Origin of the sequence: Anaerostipes sp. (assembly GCF_018381315.1) — a bacterium.
Taxonomy (GTDB): Bacteria; Bacillota; Clostridia; order Lachnospirales; family Lachnospiraceae; genus Anaerostipes.
In genome coordinates this window covers 17475-34292 of sequence record NZ_JAGZSD010000028.1, presented here as the reverse complement: position 1 = coordinate 34292, position 16818 = coordinate 17475, and the positions used below count along the sequence as shown (strand labels likewise).

Below are 16818 nucleotides of genomic sequence, written 5' to 3'. Positions count from 1 at the left end.
ATTTTCTAACTTTCAGCAAAGCTTCTCCGGCGGCCCGTTCGGAACTCACTTCGTTCAAACAGCCTCACTGCGCTTTGCGCACCGCCTCCGAATCTTTGCCTCAAGAAGAAAAACTAACATCCCTTCGAATGCAAGGCCTCCGAACTGGTCAAAATGGACATAATGTCTGCTGGAGAAGGGCAGTCATATAACAGAAGGCGCCTTTCAGCGATAAGTTTTTCTTCACTGTCGGAAGGAGGCCTTTCCAGAGCCGACTGGAGATAGTGGAGAAAAACTCATAGCATTTTTGCCGAAGTTTGTTTATAATAGACAGAGTACCATTTTTAGGAGGTTACAAAATGAAATTATTAACATTTGCCGTACCGTGTTACAATTCTCAGGAATATATGAGACACTGCATTGATACTTTGCTGATTGGCGGAGACAAGGTCGAGATCCTGATCATTGACGATGGTTCCACTGACAATACCGGCATGATTGCCGATGAATATGAAAACAAATATCCCAGCATCTGCCGGGCAATCCACCAGAAAAACAAAGGCCACGGAGGTGCTGTAAATACCGGCATTGCCCATGCCAAAGGACTTTATTTTAAAGTCGTGGACAGTGATGACTGGGTAAATGAGCATGCCTATGAGGAAATTCTCAAGACCTTGGAATCATTTTACCGGCAGGGAACTATTATAGACATGTTTATGTCCAACTATGTTTATGAAAAGCAGGGTGTAAAAAGAAAAACAGTCATCCACTACCGCCATACGATTCCGGTTGAGCAGCAATTTACATGGGATGATGTGAAGCGCTTTCCTTTAAGCCAGTACATTCTTATGCACTCTGTCATCTACCGTACTTCTCTTTTGCACGAGTGCCGCCTGTGTCTGCCGGAACATACTTTTTATGTGGATAATCTGTATGTTTTCAAGCCGCTTCCTTATGTAAAGACCATTTATTATCTGGATGTAAATTTCTACCGCTACTTTATCGGCAGAGACGATCAGTCCGTAAACGAAGTCAATATGATCAAACGGATTGACCAGCAGTTTTTTGTCACAAAGGCTATGATTGACTATATGAGCAGCTTTGAATTGGTCAACAAACCATTGTACCGCTATATGAAGCATTATCTGAGTATTATTATGACCGTATCCTCTGTCATCGCTATCAAGTCCGGTACTCCGGAACATATTCAGATGAAAAAAGATCTCTGGAAATATCTGAAATCCAAAAACCAAAAGCTCTACCGCCAGATTCGGAGTTCCCTGATTGGCAATGCTGTAAACCTTCCGGGCTACGGAGGAAGAAAAGTTGTCATCGCAGCCTACAAAGCCGCACGGAAATTTATTGGATTTAACTAAGAAAAAAGACATTGGACTTGTTTGTTCCAATGTCTTTTCTTTCATTTATCCAGTTGTTCTGTTCTAAATACAGAGAAGCTCCCAATTCTGCCCTCCACTATAGCACCAGACTTCCTGTCTGTGTTAAAATAATTCAGAAACGGAGGCAGTCATAAATGAATACTTACAAGACTTCAGAAATCGCAGCAATTATCGGGATACACCCAAACACAGTACGGCTTTATGAACAATGGGGTATGATACCCAAACCAGAGCGGCAGTCCAATGGCTACCGTATTTTTACGGACGTTCACATTGAACAATTCCAGCTTGCTCGGCTTGCTTTTCAAATTGAAGTTCTGCAGAACGGCTTAAGAAAAAAAATTGTACAGATGGTTAAAGTATCTGCTGCAGGCGATTTTGACACAGCTTTGCTGCTTACAGAGGAATATTTGAATCAAATCAGACAGGAACAGGCAAATGCTGAGGAAGCGATCGAAATAGTAAAACAGATTTTATCCGGCGGAAAGAAACAAAACACCCATTTTCTAAAACGAAAAGAGGTCTCCCAATATCTCGGCATATCTATGGACGCCCTGCGGAACTGGGAGATGAACGGTCTGCTGACTGTAAAACGCAGAGAAAACGGATACCGGGTGTACACTGATCAGGATATACAGCGTCTAAAGATCATCCGCTCCCTTCGGTGTGCCAATTATTCTTTAGAGTCCATTCTGCGTTTGCTGCACCAATTGTCCAAGGACCCGCAGAGTGATATTAAAGGAGTTTTAGATACGCCGAAAACAGATGATGATATCATTGCAGTGTGTGATAAACTCATCACATCACTGCAGGACGCTGAGAAAAATGCAGAAAAGATGATATTAAAACTTCAGAGTATGAAAATTAAATTTTCTTAAACCTTCCACTTTACCACCAATGTTTCTGTTGGTGGTATTCTTTTTTTATCAAAACAAGGAGGTATGAAACATGCAAAATGTTATGAAAGTGGAACACTTGAGGAAGTCTTACAACCGGATACCTGTGGTTGACAATGTCTCTCTGTCGGTCAGACGCGGAGTGGTTTTCGGACTAATCGGGGCTAATGGTGCAGGAAAAAGTACCACAATTGAATGCATCTTGGGAACAAAATCAGCGGACAGCGGAAATATTTCTATTTTAGGCAGCAATCCGCTGTCAAAACGCAGACAGCTGTTTGAAAGAATAGGGGTGCAGTTTCAGGAAACAGAATATCAGGAAAATATCACGGTAAGGGAACTTTGCGAAGTCACAGCATCTCTGTACAGCAAACCCAAAAACCCCTTGGAATTGCTCACAAAATTCGGGATTTCCCATAAGCAAAAAAGTCCGGTCAAAGACCTGTCAGGCGGAGAAAGGCAGCGGCTGTTCATCATACTCGCGCTGATCCCTGATCCGGAAATCGTCTTTTTAGATGAACTGACAACCGGGCTTGATGCCAAAGCCCGGCGTGAGGTTTGGAACATTCTCTCCGTACTCAAAACAAACGGCCTGACGATATTCTTAACTTCACATTTTATGGATGAAATAGAGACCCTGTGCGACTGCATCTGCATTTTGAAAAAGGGGCGGTCCGTGTTTTACGGTACTGTCTCCGAAGCGGTCCGTACAAGTCCCTGCGAAACATTCGAAGATGCTTATCTATGGTATACAGAGGAGGAATAAAACTATGAAAACATTTAAGACAATGCTGAAAACAGAATTAAAATTATCCCTGCGCGGTATGGATATGTTTATCTTTGCGATTTGTGTTCCCCTGATTGTTTTGGCAGTCGTGGGGATCATTTATGGAAACAAACCCGCATTGGACGGAGCCGGATACACCTTTTTTGAACAGTCTTTTGGGGCTGCCGCCACAATATCAATCTGTGCAGGAGGAGTTATGGGACTGCCTCTGGTCATATCCGATTACCGGAGCAAAGGTATTTTGAAGCGTTATCAAGTCACTCCGGTCAGTCCTGTCATGCTGTTATCCGTACAGACTGCGGTGTACGCCATATATTCGGTTACATCTCTTTTTCTTTTGTATCTGGAGGCTGTTTTTTTCTTTGGTTATGAATTCCGCGGAAATCCTGCAGGCTTTTTCGGCTGCTACCTTTTAACGATTGTGTCAATGTTCAGCATCGGCATCATGGTGGGCGGAACTGCACCGAATGCAAAAATCGCCGGTGTTATTGCAAGTATACTGTACTTCCCCATGCTGATCTTTTCCGGCGCCACACTGCCTTATGAAATTATGCCTGAATCTTTGCAGACGGTCTCTGATTTTCTGCCGCTGACGCAGGGAATTAAGCTACTGAAAGCTGCTTCCTTAGGAGAGAACCTCGGCAGTGTCATAATTCCTGTCATCTCTGTCGCCGTCACTGCTGCTGTCTGCACCGCCATCGCACTGAAATTCTTTCAGTGGGACTGATTACGGCAGCCTCATATACAAAATAGGATATGGATTGCCCTGTTCATCTGTATCTGTTCTTTTATAAACCTGAAAACCCATATGCTCGTAAAATCCTCTTGCATGTGGGTTCTGTTCATTTACGCCCAATTCGTTTACAGAAAAAACACTTATCCCAAAACGGACAAGCTCTCTTCCCAATCCTGTTCCTCTTTTTTCAGGATCAATAAAAAGCATCTCCAGCTTTTTACTGCCGATTCCCATAAAAGCGGCAGGGGTCTGGTCATCATCTTCAGCAATGATGAGGTGGGGTATTTCTCTTATTGCAGTCGGAACATACTCCGCAATTTTTTCAATCTCTTGATCAGATAAAAACAAATGTGTGGCTTTCACCGATCTTTCCCAGATTTTATACAGCTGATTTATGAGCATTTCTGTTCTGTCCTGTATCTCAAAAATTTTCACTTTGCAGATTCCTCCTATCGTTCCGTTTTGCAGCCGAAAAAACTCATGTCTTTTCTTCAGTCCCAGCGTATTCTATACTATAACACATATTAGGAGACAGTATTTATGAAGCTCATATCACAGATGATTCACGCAGATATCGCCCACAAACATGGCTTCTTCGGGAATAAAATCGGAATTGCCTTTCTGGATACCGGTATTTATCCCCATAAAGAATTTTATCCGGCTGATCAGCGGATCGCCGGATTTATAGATTATGTCCATCACAGGACCTCCCCCTATGACGACAATGGACACGGGACCCACATCACCGGGATCGCGGCGTCCGCAAATCTCGGTATTGCACCGAAATCACATATTATTTCCATCAAAGTGCTGGACGCTCTGGGAAACGGAAACCAGCGGACCTTTTTAAATGGCCTTTCCTGGATCCATCACTTTCACAAACAGTACGGCATTCGTATCGTTAATATCTCCATCGGCACTCCCGCTTCCGGCAGCGATGAAGGCGCCAATGCTATCGTGCAGCAGGTAAACCAGCTCTGGGATGACGGGCTGGTGGTCTGTATCGCCAGCGGAAATAATGGTCCCCGTGACAGTTCGATTACAGCTCCCGGAAACAGCCGTAAAATCATTACTGTAGGCTCCAGCGATGATGCAGTCCGCCCCATGGGTTCCCAGCGTTTTGCAAAGAATTATTCCAGCCGGGGGCCTACTTCCTCCTGTGTCATGAAACCGGACGTAGTGGCTCCGGGAACAAATATTTATTCCTGCGGCTTAAACAGCGGATACAGTATAAAAAGCGGCACATCTATGGCTACTCCGGCAGTTTCGGGAGCAGTCGCCCTGCTTCTGGAACGGTATCCATATTATACAAACAAAGATGTAAAAATGAAGCTGCGGTATAATTGTGACAAGCTGTCCACCCCAAGAAACCACCAGGGCTGGGGACAGATCAATGTTCAGAAACTTCTGGACTTATAAAAGAAACTCTGCCATCACCTGATTGCTAAGAAACAGGGCCTGCTTTGGAATCCAAATCCTGTCAGAATCCTGTTTCAGCAGTCCTTTTTCTGAAAGTTCCCGAATCGGTTTCTGATACACTTCCCGGATGCTTCTCCCGAACCGCTGCAGGAAATCAGCTTTTGATATTCCCTTTGTCATCCGAAGCCCCAAAAACATATACTCTTCCATCTCCTCTTCTTCAGAGAGACTTCTTTCCTCAGCAAAATATCTGCCCGGATTTTGAGTTGAAAGATATTCCTCCATACCGGATGGATTTGAAAACCGTTTTCCCTCAAAATAAGAGGATGCGGCAAGTCCAAGGCCCAAATACGGAGTCTGGTTCCAATAACCGCAGTTATGTCTGCATTCAAAGCCAGGCTTTGCATAATTGGACAGCTCATACCGTTCATATCCAAAGCTGCCCAAAAGCTCACCTGTCAGTTCATACATGGCTGCATCCTCATCCTCTGAGGGCAGCAGACGGCCCAGCCCTTTGTCTTCATAAAAAGGGGTTCCCTCTTCTATAATCAGACTGTAGACCGAAATATGTTCCGGTTTCAGCTCTGCGGTTTTTATCAAGGTCTGCTCCATGGTTTTTAGAGTCTGGCAGGGAACTGCACTCATAAGATCTACATTGATATTTTTAAATCCGCACTCCCTGGCCGTATAATATCCCGAGACAAAATCTTCAAAACTGTGTATCCTTCCCAAAATTTTCAGTTCTTCTTCTCTTGTGCTCTGGAGACCGAAACTGATCCGGTTAATGCCCGATTCCTGGTAAACCTCAAGCTTCTCTTTTGTAACCGTGCCCGGGTTGGCCTCTATGCTGCATTCTAAGTTTTCGGCACAGGAAAAAGAATCCCTGACTGTGCTCATCAGAGATTCGATCTGTCCTGCCGGAATCAGGGAGGGTGTTCCCCCTCCGATAAATACTGTGCTCACTGTCCAGCCAGAAAGGCGTTCTCCCCAGTAACTGACTTCCTGTTCCAGCTTTTTCATGTACGTACTGATCTGGCTGTCCCCCGCAGGGAAAGAACAAAAATCACAGTAACTGCATTTCCTTTTGCAGAATGGGATGTGGAGATACAGTTCTAATTCTCTAGTCTTCATCTAACTTCAGCACGCTCATAAATGCTTCCTGCGGAATCTCTACATTTCCAACCTGGCGCATTCTCTTCTTACCCTGTTTCTGTTTTTCCAAAAGCTTTCGTTTTCTGGAGATGTCTCCGCCGTAGCACTTGGCAAGGACATCCTTTCTCATAGCTTTAACCGTCTCTCTGGAAATAATTTTGCTGCCCACTGCCGCCTGTATAGGAATTTCAAACAGATGTCTCGGTATTTCCTCTTTCAGTTTTGAGCACATCTTCCTGCCCCGCTCATAGGCTGTCTCCGCGTGGACAATAAAGGACAGTGCATCCACTTCCTCTTTGTTGATCAGGATATCCAGTTTTACCAGTTCTGACTGCTGATATCCCTTCATTTCGTAATCCAGCGAAGCATATCCTCTGGAACGTGATTTCAGGGCATCAAAGAAGTCGTAAATAATCTCATTGAGCGGTAGCTCATACCTTAAAACGGCGCGTCCTTCCTCAATGTATTCCATTCCGATATACACACCTCTGCGCTCCTGGCAGAGTCCCATAATAGCCCCAACATAATCAGATGTCACCATAATCTCTGCAGACACAATAGGCTCTTCCATATAATCAATCTGGGACGGATCCGGAAGATTGGATGGATTCGTCAGTTCGATCATAGTGCCGTCCGTCTTGTATACACGGTATACAACGCCCGGCGCGGTTGTCACAAGATCCAGATTGTACTCTCTTTCCAGACGCTCCTGAATGATCTCCAAATGCAGAAGTCCTAAAAATCCGCATCGGAATCCAAATCCGAGAGCTACCGATGTCTCAGGCTCAAACTGCAGTGAGGCGTCGTTGAGCTGAAGCTTTTCCAGAGCATCCCGAAGATCCGGATACTTGGCCCCGTCTGTTGGATAGAGCCCGCAGAACACCATCGGATTTACTTTTTTATATCCCGGAAGAGGCTCAGCACAAGGGTTGTCTGCATCGGTGATCGTATCCCCCACTGTGGTGTCATGGACATTCTTTAAGCTTGCTGTCACATATCCTACCATCCCGGCACTGAGTTCTTCTGCCGGAATATACTGTCCTGCTCCGAAAATGCCTACTTCGACTACCTCTGCCACTGCACCTGATGCCATCATTTTCATTCTGGTTCCCGGACGGATTGTTCCTTCTTTGATTCTTGCAAAAATAATTACACCCTTATAGGCATCATAAATACTGTCGAAAATCAGCCCCTGAAGCGGTCCCTCCGGATCCCCGGACGGCGCCGGAATCTTGGCTACGATCTGTTCCAGCACATCTTCTATATTAATCCCGTTTTTTGCTGAGATCAGAGGCGCATCGGAAGCTTCGATTCCAATCACATCCTCAATCTCTGTTTTTACTCTCTCCGGCTCTGCGCTGGGAAGATCGATCTTATTAATGACCGGCATAATCTCCAGGTCATGATCCAGCGCCAGATAAACATTTGCCAGAGTCTGCGCTTCAATTCCCTGTGCGGCATCCACAACAAGAACCGCTCCTTCACAGGCCGCCAGACTTCTGGAAACCTCATAATTAAAATCCACATGGCCCGGTGTATCGATCAGATTGAAAATATACTCTTCCCCGTCCTTTGCCTTATAGACGATACGGACTGCCTGAGACTTGATTGTGATTCCCCTCTCCCGCTCCAGGTCCATATTGTCAAGCACCTGTTCCTGCATCTCCCGGTCTGTAAGGGTTCCTGTTTTTTGAATGATCCGGTCCGCCAGCGTGGACTTACCGTGATCTATATGTGCAATAATACAAAAATTGCGTATTTTATTTTGATCGGCTGTCATAGTTTCCTCCTGTTACAAATAAAGATATTCGATTCAGTATAGCAAAAAAAAGGCTGAAAGTCCATTTCAACCTTTTTCATTTCTAAATCTAATATGTCTCTAAATAAATAGTTTTAGAATGTTTTTCTGCAAAATCTTTATATCTCCAATTAATCCGTACATAATTTTCCCGTACGCCGGAGCATTTGTTCTGTTTCAGACATTGATAACTGTAATCAGAGAATTCATTATAGATTGTTTTATAGCTGCTTCCCGGACCTGAATTCTTCCACGGCATAAACTGTACGGCACGGTCAAAATTAATCAGTTTGTTATCTTTTATGACTGGATAATAGACACCGGATCCAAGGATGGCACGGTAATTGCCCTTTTTCGTTCCGGAAATGACATTGCCGGTGATCTTGGCAGATTTCCAGTTCATCATACGGATTGCATCCTTCTTCATCCCTTTTATCGTACAGTTGCTGATCGTAATATTGGTGTGGTATTTGCCGCTGCTGTACTTGTGGGTACCCACTGAACGCCCTAAGTTATTGAAACTGCACTTGTCAATGGTCACATTCTTATTCGGGGTTTTATCAAACTTGCTCCACGGCTGTGACCATCCTTTTGTAGTTCTGTCCGGAGTATCCAGATTGATGGCCTCCTTTACGATATCTCCCTTGGCGTTGGTAAAACTGCAGTTGGTTACAGAAGAATTCTCGTTGGCATCCATCTCAATAAAATGTCCGTTCTTCATATTCCGGAACTTGATATTGTTGATTTTGATATTTTTATTATGGCCGGCTATAATGGCAATTCCCTTGTTGAAATACTTCAGATCTACAGTGACATTGCCCTGCCCTTCAAATGTGATATTCTTAGTCCCGTCATATTTGCCGTACACTTTCTTTTTCTTGCTCTTGCTTGGCTTCACAAGCTGAAAGATGGATGTGGATGGTTTCAGGCTTTTAGCTCCGGTTTTGGAGCCTTTTTTAATCACGACCCCGTCACGGAAAATGATCTTTACATTGGACGGCACAAACACCGCATTTGTATATGTATAAGTGCCCTTTTTGAAAATAATCGTCCCGCCCTTGCTTTTTTCAAGAGATTCCAGCCGGTCCCTCAATGTATAATAATTTTTTGTATACTTGGTATACTTATTGGATTTGAGATAATTTTTCTTTTTTGGCTTTGACTTAGGTGTAATCGTGTAGGTCTTGCCCTTTGCTTCGACCTGCTTTACCGGCTGTGCAAATTCCGGCAGTCCCGGAGCTGCCAGAAGCCCGGTGACAAGTGCTGCCCCTGCTGCAAATTGTATCCATTTTTTATTCATATGTATCTCCCTTATTTTAACGATATTATTTTTTATATTATATCATATTCCCTACGGAAACAACACATCATTTAAAATTTCTGCCAGTGGTTTCATCGCATTTTTGGCCTGTTTCACCGTATTATTCTGTGCTCCCAGCTCAATCAGAAGACTTCTGCCCCTGTAATGCAGATTATACCGGTATCCCTTAATATAAATCTTTCTTGTCAGACCTGGATATTTCTTCATTGCCTCTGCCTGAAGCTGAAGACTGAATGCCAGATTTGTTTTTTTGTTCGGGTTTTTCAGATATTTGATATCTCCGTTTTTTGCAGTACGGCTGATGCCGTTAAAGAACATAAACTGAGCCATCTCCACTCCGTTTTGTTTTGTCACAAGTTTAGTGCTCTCTTTCACACCGTCCCGGTGGAGATCAATCACCACCTGAATGCTCGGATATTTCTTCAAATATTTTTCTACGGCTGCAGCCGCATAATAATATGCTTTAGACCGGTCCTCTTTTCCGTTCTTTACATCATAGATTCCCCTGTCATGGACTACTTTGATCCCATACTGATCTTCCAGGAGCTTTGTCAGAACATCTCCGGCTCCGATGACAGTGTCTGACTTTTCTCCTTTCCTGCTGTCTCTGTACGCCTCGCTGCCATGAGTATGAAATATTAAGATCTGCGGCTCCCTGGATTTTTTCAGGGAAAGGTCCTTGTTTAAAAGAACCTTTCCGTTAATCTCACTGTTTGTTACCATCGTAGTGCTGTCTACCTGATAAATATATTTTCTTAAATAATTCGGATTGTTCCATTTTTTGCTGTTAAATACCGTCTTTTTTACCGGCACCTCTTCTACATGGACTCCGCTCTGTTCATTCTCTTCCAGATCATAAAACTGATTTGTCACTAAATCAGAACTTTTAACCTGGGAATAGTTTTCGCTGAAACAGATTGACGGGACAATGTCATTCCGGTAAGTCGTTATGATCTTATTGAGCACCGATCCGTAAATCGGCTGTCCGCTGCTGTGATAGGACGGGACCAGCTCATTCACCGCTTTTAGATAATAGTTCTGGACAGCGATGGACATCACATCCTGGTGCCCGGCAATATAACGGATTCCCATGATCATAAAGACAGCAAATAAAACACATCCTGCTGCTCTTTTCTTTTTCCCCATATCATCATTTTATTCAGCTTTTATATGATTATGCAGTAAATGATTAATTCCCTCTGAAATCGTATAACTGATGCGCTTGATAGATTCATCGATATTTTTCGGCGTCACATGCATGGATGTAAAGTCTTCATCCAGCATTTCCAAAATATCTCCGTTGTCTGATTCATTTCCCACAATATCGCTGATAATCGCCGGCACTGAGATGACAGTCGGGACTCCGATGGCCAGAACCGGAATTCCCACGGTTCTTTCTGTGATTTCATTCCTGTGATTGCCCACTCCGGATCCAGGCGCAATCCCTGTATCACTGATCTGAATGGTTTTATTGAGCCTGTAGGAGCTTCTGGCTGCCAGGGCATCGACAGCAATGAGAATATCCGGCTGAATTTTTTCAGCCAGCGCTTCCAGCACCTCTGACGTCTCAATTCCGGTCTGTGCCATAACCCCCGGTGCAATGGCACTCAGTTCAATGGCATCTTTCAAATATCCTTCTCTTTTTAAATGACGGGTAATCCAGAGATTGCCGACTACCTTCGGGCCCAGGGAATCTGCTGTCACCTCTGAGTTCCCGAGTCCTGCTACAAATACCTTTGCATTTCTTGGAATCAGTTCTTTTAAATTGAGGTACAGTGCTTCGCTCATTTCTTTGTGGTAACTGCCGTCATTGGCTGACAAGTCTTTTGTCTCTATGGTAATATACTGTCCCATAGGCTTTCCGAGCACTTGTTCCCCTTCTTTGTCTGTTATAGTGATTCTTGTCTCTTTGATATGATTGGAAGCATCTATTCTGGTTTTCATGGAAACACCTTTTAATTTTGATTCTTCCTCTGCTTCTTCTTTCAGTTCTAACGCTAAATCTGTTCTGTTCTGCATCCTTTTCTCCTTTCTTCCTGTCCTTAGTATGAAAAGAAACAAAAAAAATATGTAAAAACAGGTAACTTTGCATTGACAGAATGGCCAGATTTCTATAAAATAGAGAAGTATGTTTATAGAAGCTATACCGTGTCTCGCTTCAAAGTAAACACCGAACGAAAAGATAAGTACAATTATTATATGGAGGTGCCCACATTGGCAAATATTAAATCTGCAAAGAAGAGAATTCTTGTAATCAACACAAAAACAGAAAGAAACAAAGCGATCAAAACAAAAGTGAAAACATATATCAAAAAGGTAGAAGCAGCTGTCGCAGCAGGAGATAAAACTGCAGCAAACGAATCTTTAACAGCCTGCATCTCAGAGATCAACAAAGCAGCATCAAAAGGAATCTACCACAAGAACACTGCTGCAAGAAAAATCTCCCGTTTAACAAAAGCTGTCAACAACGTAGCTTAATTAAAAAATACAGCAGAAAAAAAGAGCCAACCGTCAGCTCTTTTTTTGTTTGTCAAAATTCCTTGGAATCCTGTTTTATCTGCTGAATTCAACTAACAGAAGTTCCACTCCGATCCTGTCTGCAATCTTTCCGGTCTTGATGCCTTCATCAGTAGCCGCACATTTCTGGATCATCGTATACAGTTCTTCCCTTTTAAACAAACGAACCTGCTGTTTTAATTTTCCTGCCACAAAAGGAGGCACTTTTAACTCCTTGGCCATCTCACCCTGGGACTTTCCTGCCGCTTCAAGGGACTGAGTCTGCAGCAGCTGGTTGCACTGCCTTACCAGCAGAGCCAGGATACCGAACGGAGATTCCTTTAATTCGATCAAATCATAATAAAGCTTCAGGACAGTCTCCCTCTGCTTCTTTGCAATGGCTTCCAGCATGACAAAAATCTGATTGGTCGTCTGGGAGGTCGTAAGAGCTTCCAAATCTCCGGCAGTTATAACCTCCCGGCCCCTGGTATAGCCGATCAGCTTCTCCAGTTCATTCTTGATCGTGAACATATCATGCCCGGTCTTATAGAGAAACAGCTGGATATCCTTCTGGGTCATCTTTTTTTGTTCCTTCTTAAGCATCTGGGCAATCCACAGAACCAGTTCCTTTTCCTTCGGCGTCTCAAAGGATACTGCACATCCTTCTTTATTGATATACTTATAGATTTTAGACCTTTTATCCGCCTCATCCTCTATGATCAGAAGAATAGTCGAGTCTGGTATTTCTTTCAGCGCTTTTAAAAAATCTTCATTGCTCTTTTTCCCAAGTTCCGTCTGATCCAGCACAATGAGACGGTGGTCATTAAAAAACGGCATCGTCTGCAGCAGCTCCAGAATCTCCGGAAGATCTGCCTTCTTACCCTCAAAATAAGAATAATTCATGGTGTCCTCCGCAGGAATCAAAGCCTTTTTTAATCTGTCCCTTGTCTGGGCCACAAGATACTTTTCCCTGCCATAGAACAAATATAGATTCTGATAGTTCTGCTCTTTTATATGCTCTAACACTCTTTTCATAGTCACAGTCTCTCTCTTCCGTTATATTCTATACATAATGACATAAGCTGTGCAAGCACGGCCTGCCCCTCGTCCTCTTTCCTGAAAGCCAGATAAAGGGTCCTCTCATTTTGTTCAAGATCCAGATAAAAAATAAGGAGATTTCCCTTTTGGGCTTCCTCTTCCACTGCTTTCAGCGGCATAACTGCAATTCCCATCCCCATGCTCACTGACCGCTTCATAATCTCCTTATCATGGATCTTTGCCGCCACATGCAGAGTTTTAAGGTCAATGCCGTGTTCCTCTAAAAAACGGTCCTCATCCTCCTCAGTATCATCGGTCAGCTCTCTTAAGATAAAAGGTTCCCTGAGTAGTTCTTCCAATGTATAACCATTTTCCAACAGGTTCCGGTACCGTTCCTGGTTGGGGGCGATCACTACCTGACGGTCACATCCGTAGGGAATAAAGGTCAGCTCCGGCACATCCTCATGCCTTCCCAAAAACCCCAAGTCAGCTTCTTTTGCCAAGAGCATCTCCACTGTCTTTGCACTGTTTTTCTGGACCAAGGAAACCTCTGTACCGCTGTGCAGCTTTTTAAACTTCTCTAAAATATCCGGCAGAACATACTGCAGGGCAATAGAATCCCCCGCCAGCACAAGGGACTGCTTTCCCTCCCCGGAACGCACAAATTCTGTATATGCCTCATCTCTGAGATCCAGCAGTTTTTTTGCATATCCGTAAAGCTTCTCTCCCTCTTCCGTGATCTCTACCATCTTCGTTGTCCTGTCAAACAGCCTGCAGGAAAGCTCCTGCTCCAATGATACTACATGAGCGCTGACTGTCGGCTGGGACAAAAACATCTCTTTTGCAGCCTTGGAAAAGCTGTGATACTGCACTACATTAACAAATGCTTCAAGCTGTCGAAACTCCATGTCTTTACCTCACTCTACCGTAATATTCCATCAGCCGTACATAATCCTGGGGTGTGTCTGTGTCCAGCATACATCCCGGATCATCCTCCACTGTCACCAAAACTGTAGATTCCGAAAAATGCAGAAGAGCACGTCTGAGCCCTCCGTTTCCCCTGAACTTTAAAAGGTATGGAAAACACTCGCGGGAGATCACCGGAGGATGAATTCTCCGCCCTTCCTTGACAGGGATTACAACAGTAGGCAAAGCGGCCTCAAACCACATAAAAAGTGTCTCATATGTCCTCCCGGAAATCATAGGCATATCCCCCGGCACCACCACTGCCCCGTCAAAAGACAGCGCCTGTGCCAGGCCAAGCTGCACAGACTGCATCATGTCGCCGTGCTCAAAATTCGGATTATATACAAACTCCACTCTGTCAAGGCAAAGCAGTTCTTCTTCTATTTCCCTGCTTCGGCATCCCACTACTACAAAAACCTTGCAGACTCCCGCATTCAAAAGACCTGAAACCACTGCCCTGATGATGGTGCTGTCTCCGAACGGAAGCAGCGGCTTAAATGCTCCCATCCTGCGGGAAAGTCCTGCGCATGGGACAATGCCTGCTATTTTCTTCTTTTTATTCATTTTTTTATTATATCAATTTTAGAGTGCAAATACCACCGCTTTCTTTCCATAGAAAACCACAGCATCCCTTCTTTGGAGGTTTCATGGATCATACAGTTAGAATCCTTCAGGCGCTTTACGGTCTCCTGGTGCGGATGTCCGTACCGATTATTTCTGCCTGCAGAAATCACAGCGATCCCCGGCTTAAGCTGGTCAAGCAGAGGCTCTCTGGTTCCGTTTTTAGAACCGTGATGGCCTGCCTTTAGGACATCCGCAGTCTCCAATCCTTTCTGTACCAGCAGCTCCTCTCCTTCCTTTTCCAGATCGCCGGTCAAAAGAACAGAGAACCGGCGCACTTCCAGGCGGAAGACCAGAGAAGCTGCATTTTTCTCCAGCTTTTCATCAGGATCTGGATGCAGACACTCCATAGACCAGTCCCGGCCCGAAAATTTACTTCCCCGGGACAGATAACCTACCGGCACATGGTTCTTTTGAGCTTCTTTCTCTATGGCTTTATACGCCTGATCCTTTGTCACATCCGGCAGATAAAGCCGTTTGATCATTCCTGCTGACAAAAGCTCCTGTATCCCTGAATAGTGATCGGAATCTAAGTGAGTAATCACAGCGGCACTGATCTTTTGATATCCCTGGGATTTTATATACGGAGCTATGATATACCTTCCCACATTCTTCTTTGAGGAACTTCCTCCATCCACAAGAATCATATCTTTTCGATTCACAGACACGGCGATACAGTCTCCCTGGCCGACATCCAGAAAAGAAATCTTGTCAGCCTCCTTAGCCAAACCAAGAACCAGAAAGCAGGCCCCTGCCAGAAGACCTGCATATCTCCGGAGAGGCTTCTTCTTAATCCCCTGTGAAACGAAAAAAAGTTCCAGATAAAACACAAGAATCCATAAAAAAGACGGTTTTCCAAAAACAACGCTTCCAAACGGAACATGTTCAGCCAGCCGTGTAACAAAAAGAATCAGGGAGAACAAACCGGAGGCCGGGGCAGAAAATAATACAATCGGCAGAAAAGCGCTGAAAAAACCAGCTGTAAATCCCGCTGCTGCCAAAGGCAGTATAAAGAAATTAAACAGAAAAGAATAAGGATAACATTCATACTGGAAATATAAAAGAACCGGCATCATGATGACCTGGATCACACAGCAAAAAACCAGACGGCTTTTCTGTTTTTCCCAGTTTGTTTTCTTTTTTTCTCCCCTGAAGATCTCTCCATAGAGACCTGCCGAGATGACCGCACTCATGGACATTAAAAATGCTGCGTCTGCGCATCTGAACGGACACTCTAACAGCAGAAAAATACCCGCAGCGCCTCCGGAAGAAAGCAGGTCATAGGAACGGCCCAGAGCCTGAGCCGTGAGAAAGATCAGAAACATTAAAAGTGCCCTTTTTGGAGATCCCGACATCCCGGTCATAACGCAGTAAGAAAAGGCAAAGAGAAGTCCCAATGCTCCTGAAATATAAAAGGGAGTACCGGCTTTCCTCAATCTACGGTATATCCCCCTGCCGGCCAGTGAGATATGCAGGCCGGAGATGGCCAGAATATGTACAATACCGCTCTGCGTAAACGCATCTTTTGTGTCGTCTGAAATCCCTGTCTTGTCTCCCAGGATCATCGCCTGAAAAATCGAAAGAATGTCCGCACTGTATTGTGAAGAAAGATTATCTGCAAGTTGGTTCCTGGCAGACAGCAGTGCATTTTTCCATATGTTTTTCTGCCTGTCCGTGATCTTTAAATCTTCCGGAAACATAGAAAACTCAATATTTCTGGAAAGGTAATAAACCCTCATGTCATTCTCTCCCAGATTTGTGGGCTTCTCATATGCTGAAAGCTTTCCTGACAAAAGAATCTTATTCCCGGGCACTGTCCCGTCAAAATCATTGTCATATACCATTATATCCCCGTCCAGATAAAGCTTCTGATCGGGCAGAAACACGTGGGAGACCAAAAGGTACTCTTTTGTCTTTGTTTTTCCTTTCCACTCAACAGTACCGGCAGCTTTTAACTGCTGCCCGCCTTCCAAAGCTGCTTCCTGTCCCTTGATTCTTTGATCCTGGCAGGCAAACGCAGGCCCGCCTAAAAGAAAGCCTGTCAAAACAAATAAAACAGCGCTTCTTCCAACCGTGGCCCTGTACCTGAAAAAGAGCACAAGTATCCCCGGAAAGAGAAGCGCTGCAAAAACCATCCAGACGTTATTACATGCTGTGAATTCTCCAAGCCAACAGCCTGCAAATACCGCAAGAAATGGTCTACGATTCATTT

General features: G+C 44.3%; 16 protein-coding genes. 6 read left to right on the top strand and 10 right to left on the bottom strand.

The window, feature by feature from the left end:
* Window positions 1–338 precede the first annotated feature (338 nt).
* From KH180_RS15645 to KH180_RS15630, 4 genes are all read left to right on the top strand, one after another.
* Window positions 339–1355, top strand: coding sequence for a glycosyltransferase family 2 protein (locus KH180_RS15645; RefSeq protein ID WP_290762030.1), 1017 nt, complete (start codon window positions 339–341; stop codon window positions 1353–1355).
* Between the two features lie 155 nt (window positions 1356–1510).
* On the top strand, window positions 1511–2254 hold the full coding sequence (locus KH180_RS15640; RefSeq protein WP_290762028.1) for a MerR family transcriptional regulator: 744 nt from the start codon (window positions 1511–1513) through the stop codon (window positions 2252–2254).
* A 70-nt stretch (window positions 2255–2324) separates the two neighbouring features.
* Window positions 2325–3038, top strand: a complete 714-nt coding sequence (locus tag KH180_RS15635; RefSeq protein WP_290762026.1) for an ABC transporter ATP-binding protein — start codon at window positions 2325–2327, stop codon at window positions 3036–3038.
* 4 nt (window positions 3039–3042) lie between these two features.
* The gene (locus KH180_RS15630; protein WP_290762023.1) at window positions 3043–3786 is read left to right on the top strand and encodes an ABC transporter permease; all 744 of its coding nucleotides are present in this window, start codon (window positions 3043–3045) and stop codon (window positions 3784–3786) included.
* On the opposite strand, the gene KH180_RS15625 is transcribed toward KH180_RS15630, so the two are convergent.
* Window positions 3787–4230, bottom strand: coding sequence for a GNAT family N-acetyltransferase (locus tag KH180_RS15625; RefSeq protein WP_290762020.1), 444 nt, complete (start codon window positions 4228–4230; stop codon window positions 3787–3789).
* Window positions 4231–4335: 105 nt separating this feature from the next.
* On the opposite strand from KH180_RS15625, the gene KH180_RS15620 reads away from it, so the two are divergent.
* On the top strand, window positions 4336–5214 hold the full coding sequence (locus KH180_RS15620) for a S8 family peptidase (RefSeq protein WP_290762018.1): 879 nt from the start codon (window positions 4336–4338) through the stop codon (window positions 5212–5214).
* Here KH180_RS15620 and hemW read toward each other — a convergent pair.
* The 5 genes from hemW to gpr all read right to left on the bottom strand — a co-directional run bounded on the left by hemW (window position 5209) and on the right by gpr (window position 11504).
* Window positions 5209–6345 carry a radical SAM family heme chaperone HemW gene (gene hemW / locus KH180_RS15615; RefSeq protein WP_290762014.1) on the bottom strand — a complete coding sequence of 379 codons (1137 nt, stop codon included), beginning with the start codon at window positions 6343–6345 and terminating at the stop codon, window positions 5209–5211. The genes KH180_RS15620 and hemW overlap by 6 nt on opposite strands.
* On the bottom strand, window positions 6335–8146 hold the full coding sequence (gene lepA / locus KH180_RS15610) for a translation elongation factor 4 (RefSeq protein WP_290762010.1): 1812 nt from the start codon (window positions 8144–8146) through the stop codon (window positions 6335–6337). The genes hemW and lepA overlap by 11 nt, the downstream gene beginning before the upstream one ends.
* Before the next feature lie 88 nt (window positions 8147–8234).
* A complete protein-coding gene (locus tag KH180_RS15605; RefSeq protein WP_290762007.1) occupies window positions 8235–9464 on the bottom strand; it encodes a right-handed parallel beta-helix repeat-containing protein in 1230 nt (409 codons plus the stop codon).
* A 51-nt stretch (window positions 9465–9515) separates the two neighbouring features.
* The gene (gene spoIIP, locus KH180_RS15600; RefSeq protein ID WP_290762004.1) at window positions 9516–10631 is read right to left on the bottom strand and encodes a stage II sporulation protein P; all 1116 of its coding nucleotides are present in this window, start codon (window positions 10629–10631) and stop codon (window positions 9516–9518) included.
* 9 nt (window positions 10632–10640) lie between these two features.
* Entirely contained in the window at window positions 10641–11504 is an 864-nt protein-coding gene (gene gpr / locus KH180_RS15595; protein WP_290762001.1) for a GPR endopeptidase, read from the bottom strand.
* Window positions 11505–11699: 195 nt separating this feature from the next.
* Between gpr and rpsT the strand changes: the two genes are divergently transcribed.
* A complete protein-coding gene (gene rpsT / locus KH180_RS15590) occupies window positions 11700–11963 on the top strand; it encodes a 30S ribosomal protein S20 (RefSeq protein ID WP_330554859.1) in 264 nt (87 codons plus the stop codon).
* Between the two features lie 75 nt (window positions 11964–12038).
* Here rpsT and holA read toward each other — a convergent pair whose 3' ends face one another.
* Genes holA through KH180_RS15570 form a run of 4 tightly spaced genes read right to left on the bottom strand, consistent with a single transcriptional unit; the run spans window position 12039 to window position 16816 of the window.
* On the bottom strand, window positions 12039–13016 hold the full coding sequence (gene holA / locus KH180_RS15585; protein WP_290761998.1) for a DNA polymerase III subunit delta: 978 nt from the start codon (window positions 13014–13016) through the stop codon (window positions 12039–12041).
* A gap of 2 nt (window positions 13017–13018) precedes the next feature.
* Window positions 13019–13927, bottom strand: coding sequence for a selenium metabolism-associated LysR family transcriptional regulator (locus tag KH180_RS15580; protein WP_290761995.1), 909 nt, complete (start codon window positions 13925–13927; stop codon window positions 13019–13021).
* Between the two features lie 4 nt (window positions 13928–13931).
* On the bottom strand, window positions 13932–14549 hold the full coding sequence (locus tag KH180_RS15575; RefSeq protein ID WP_290761992.1) for a nucleotidyltransferase family protein: 618 nt from the start codon (window positions 14547–14549) through the stop codon (window positions 13932–13934).
* Window positions 14546–16816 carry a DNA internalization-related competence protein ComEC/Rec2 gene (locus KH180_RS15570; RefSeq protein ID WP_290761989.1) on the bottom strand — a complete coding sequence of 757 codons (2271 nt, stop codon included), beginning with the start codon at window positions 16814–16816 and terminating at the stop codon, window positions 14546–14548. The genes KH180_RS15575 and KH180_RS15570 overlap by 4 nt, the downstream gene beginning before the upstream one ends.
* Between the last annotated feature and the right edge of the window lie 2 nt (window positions 16817–16818).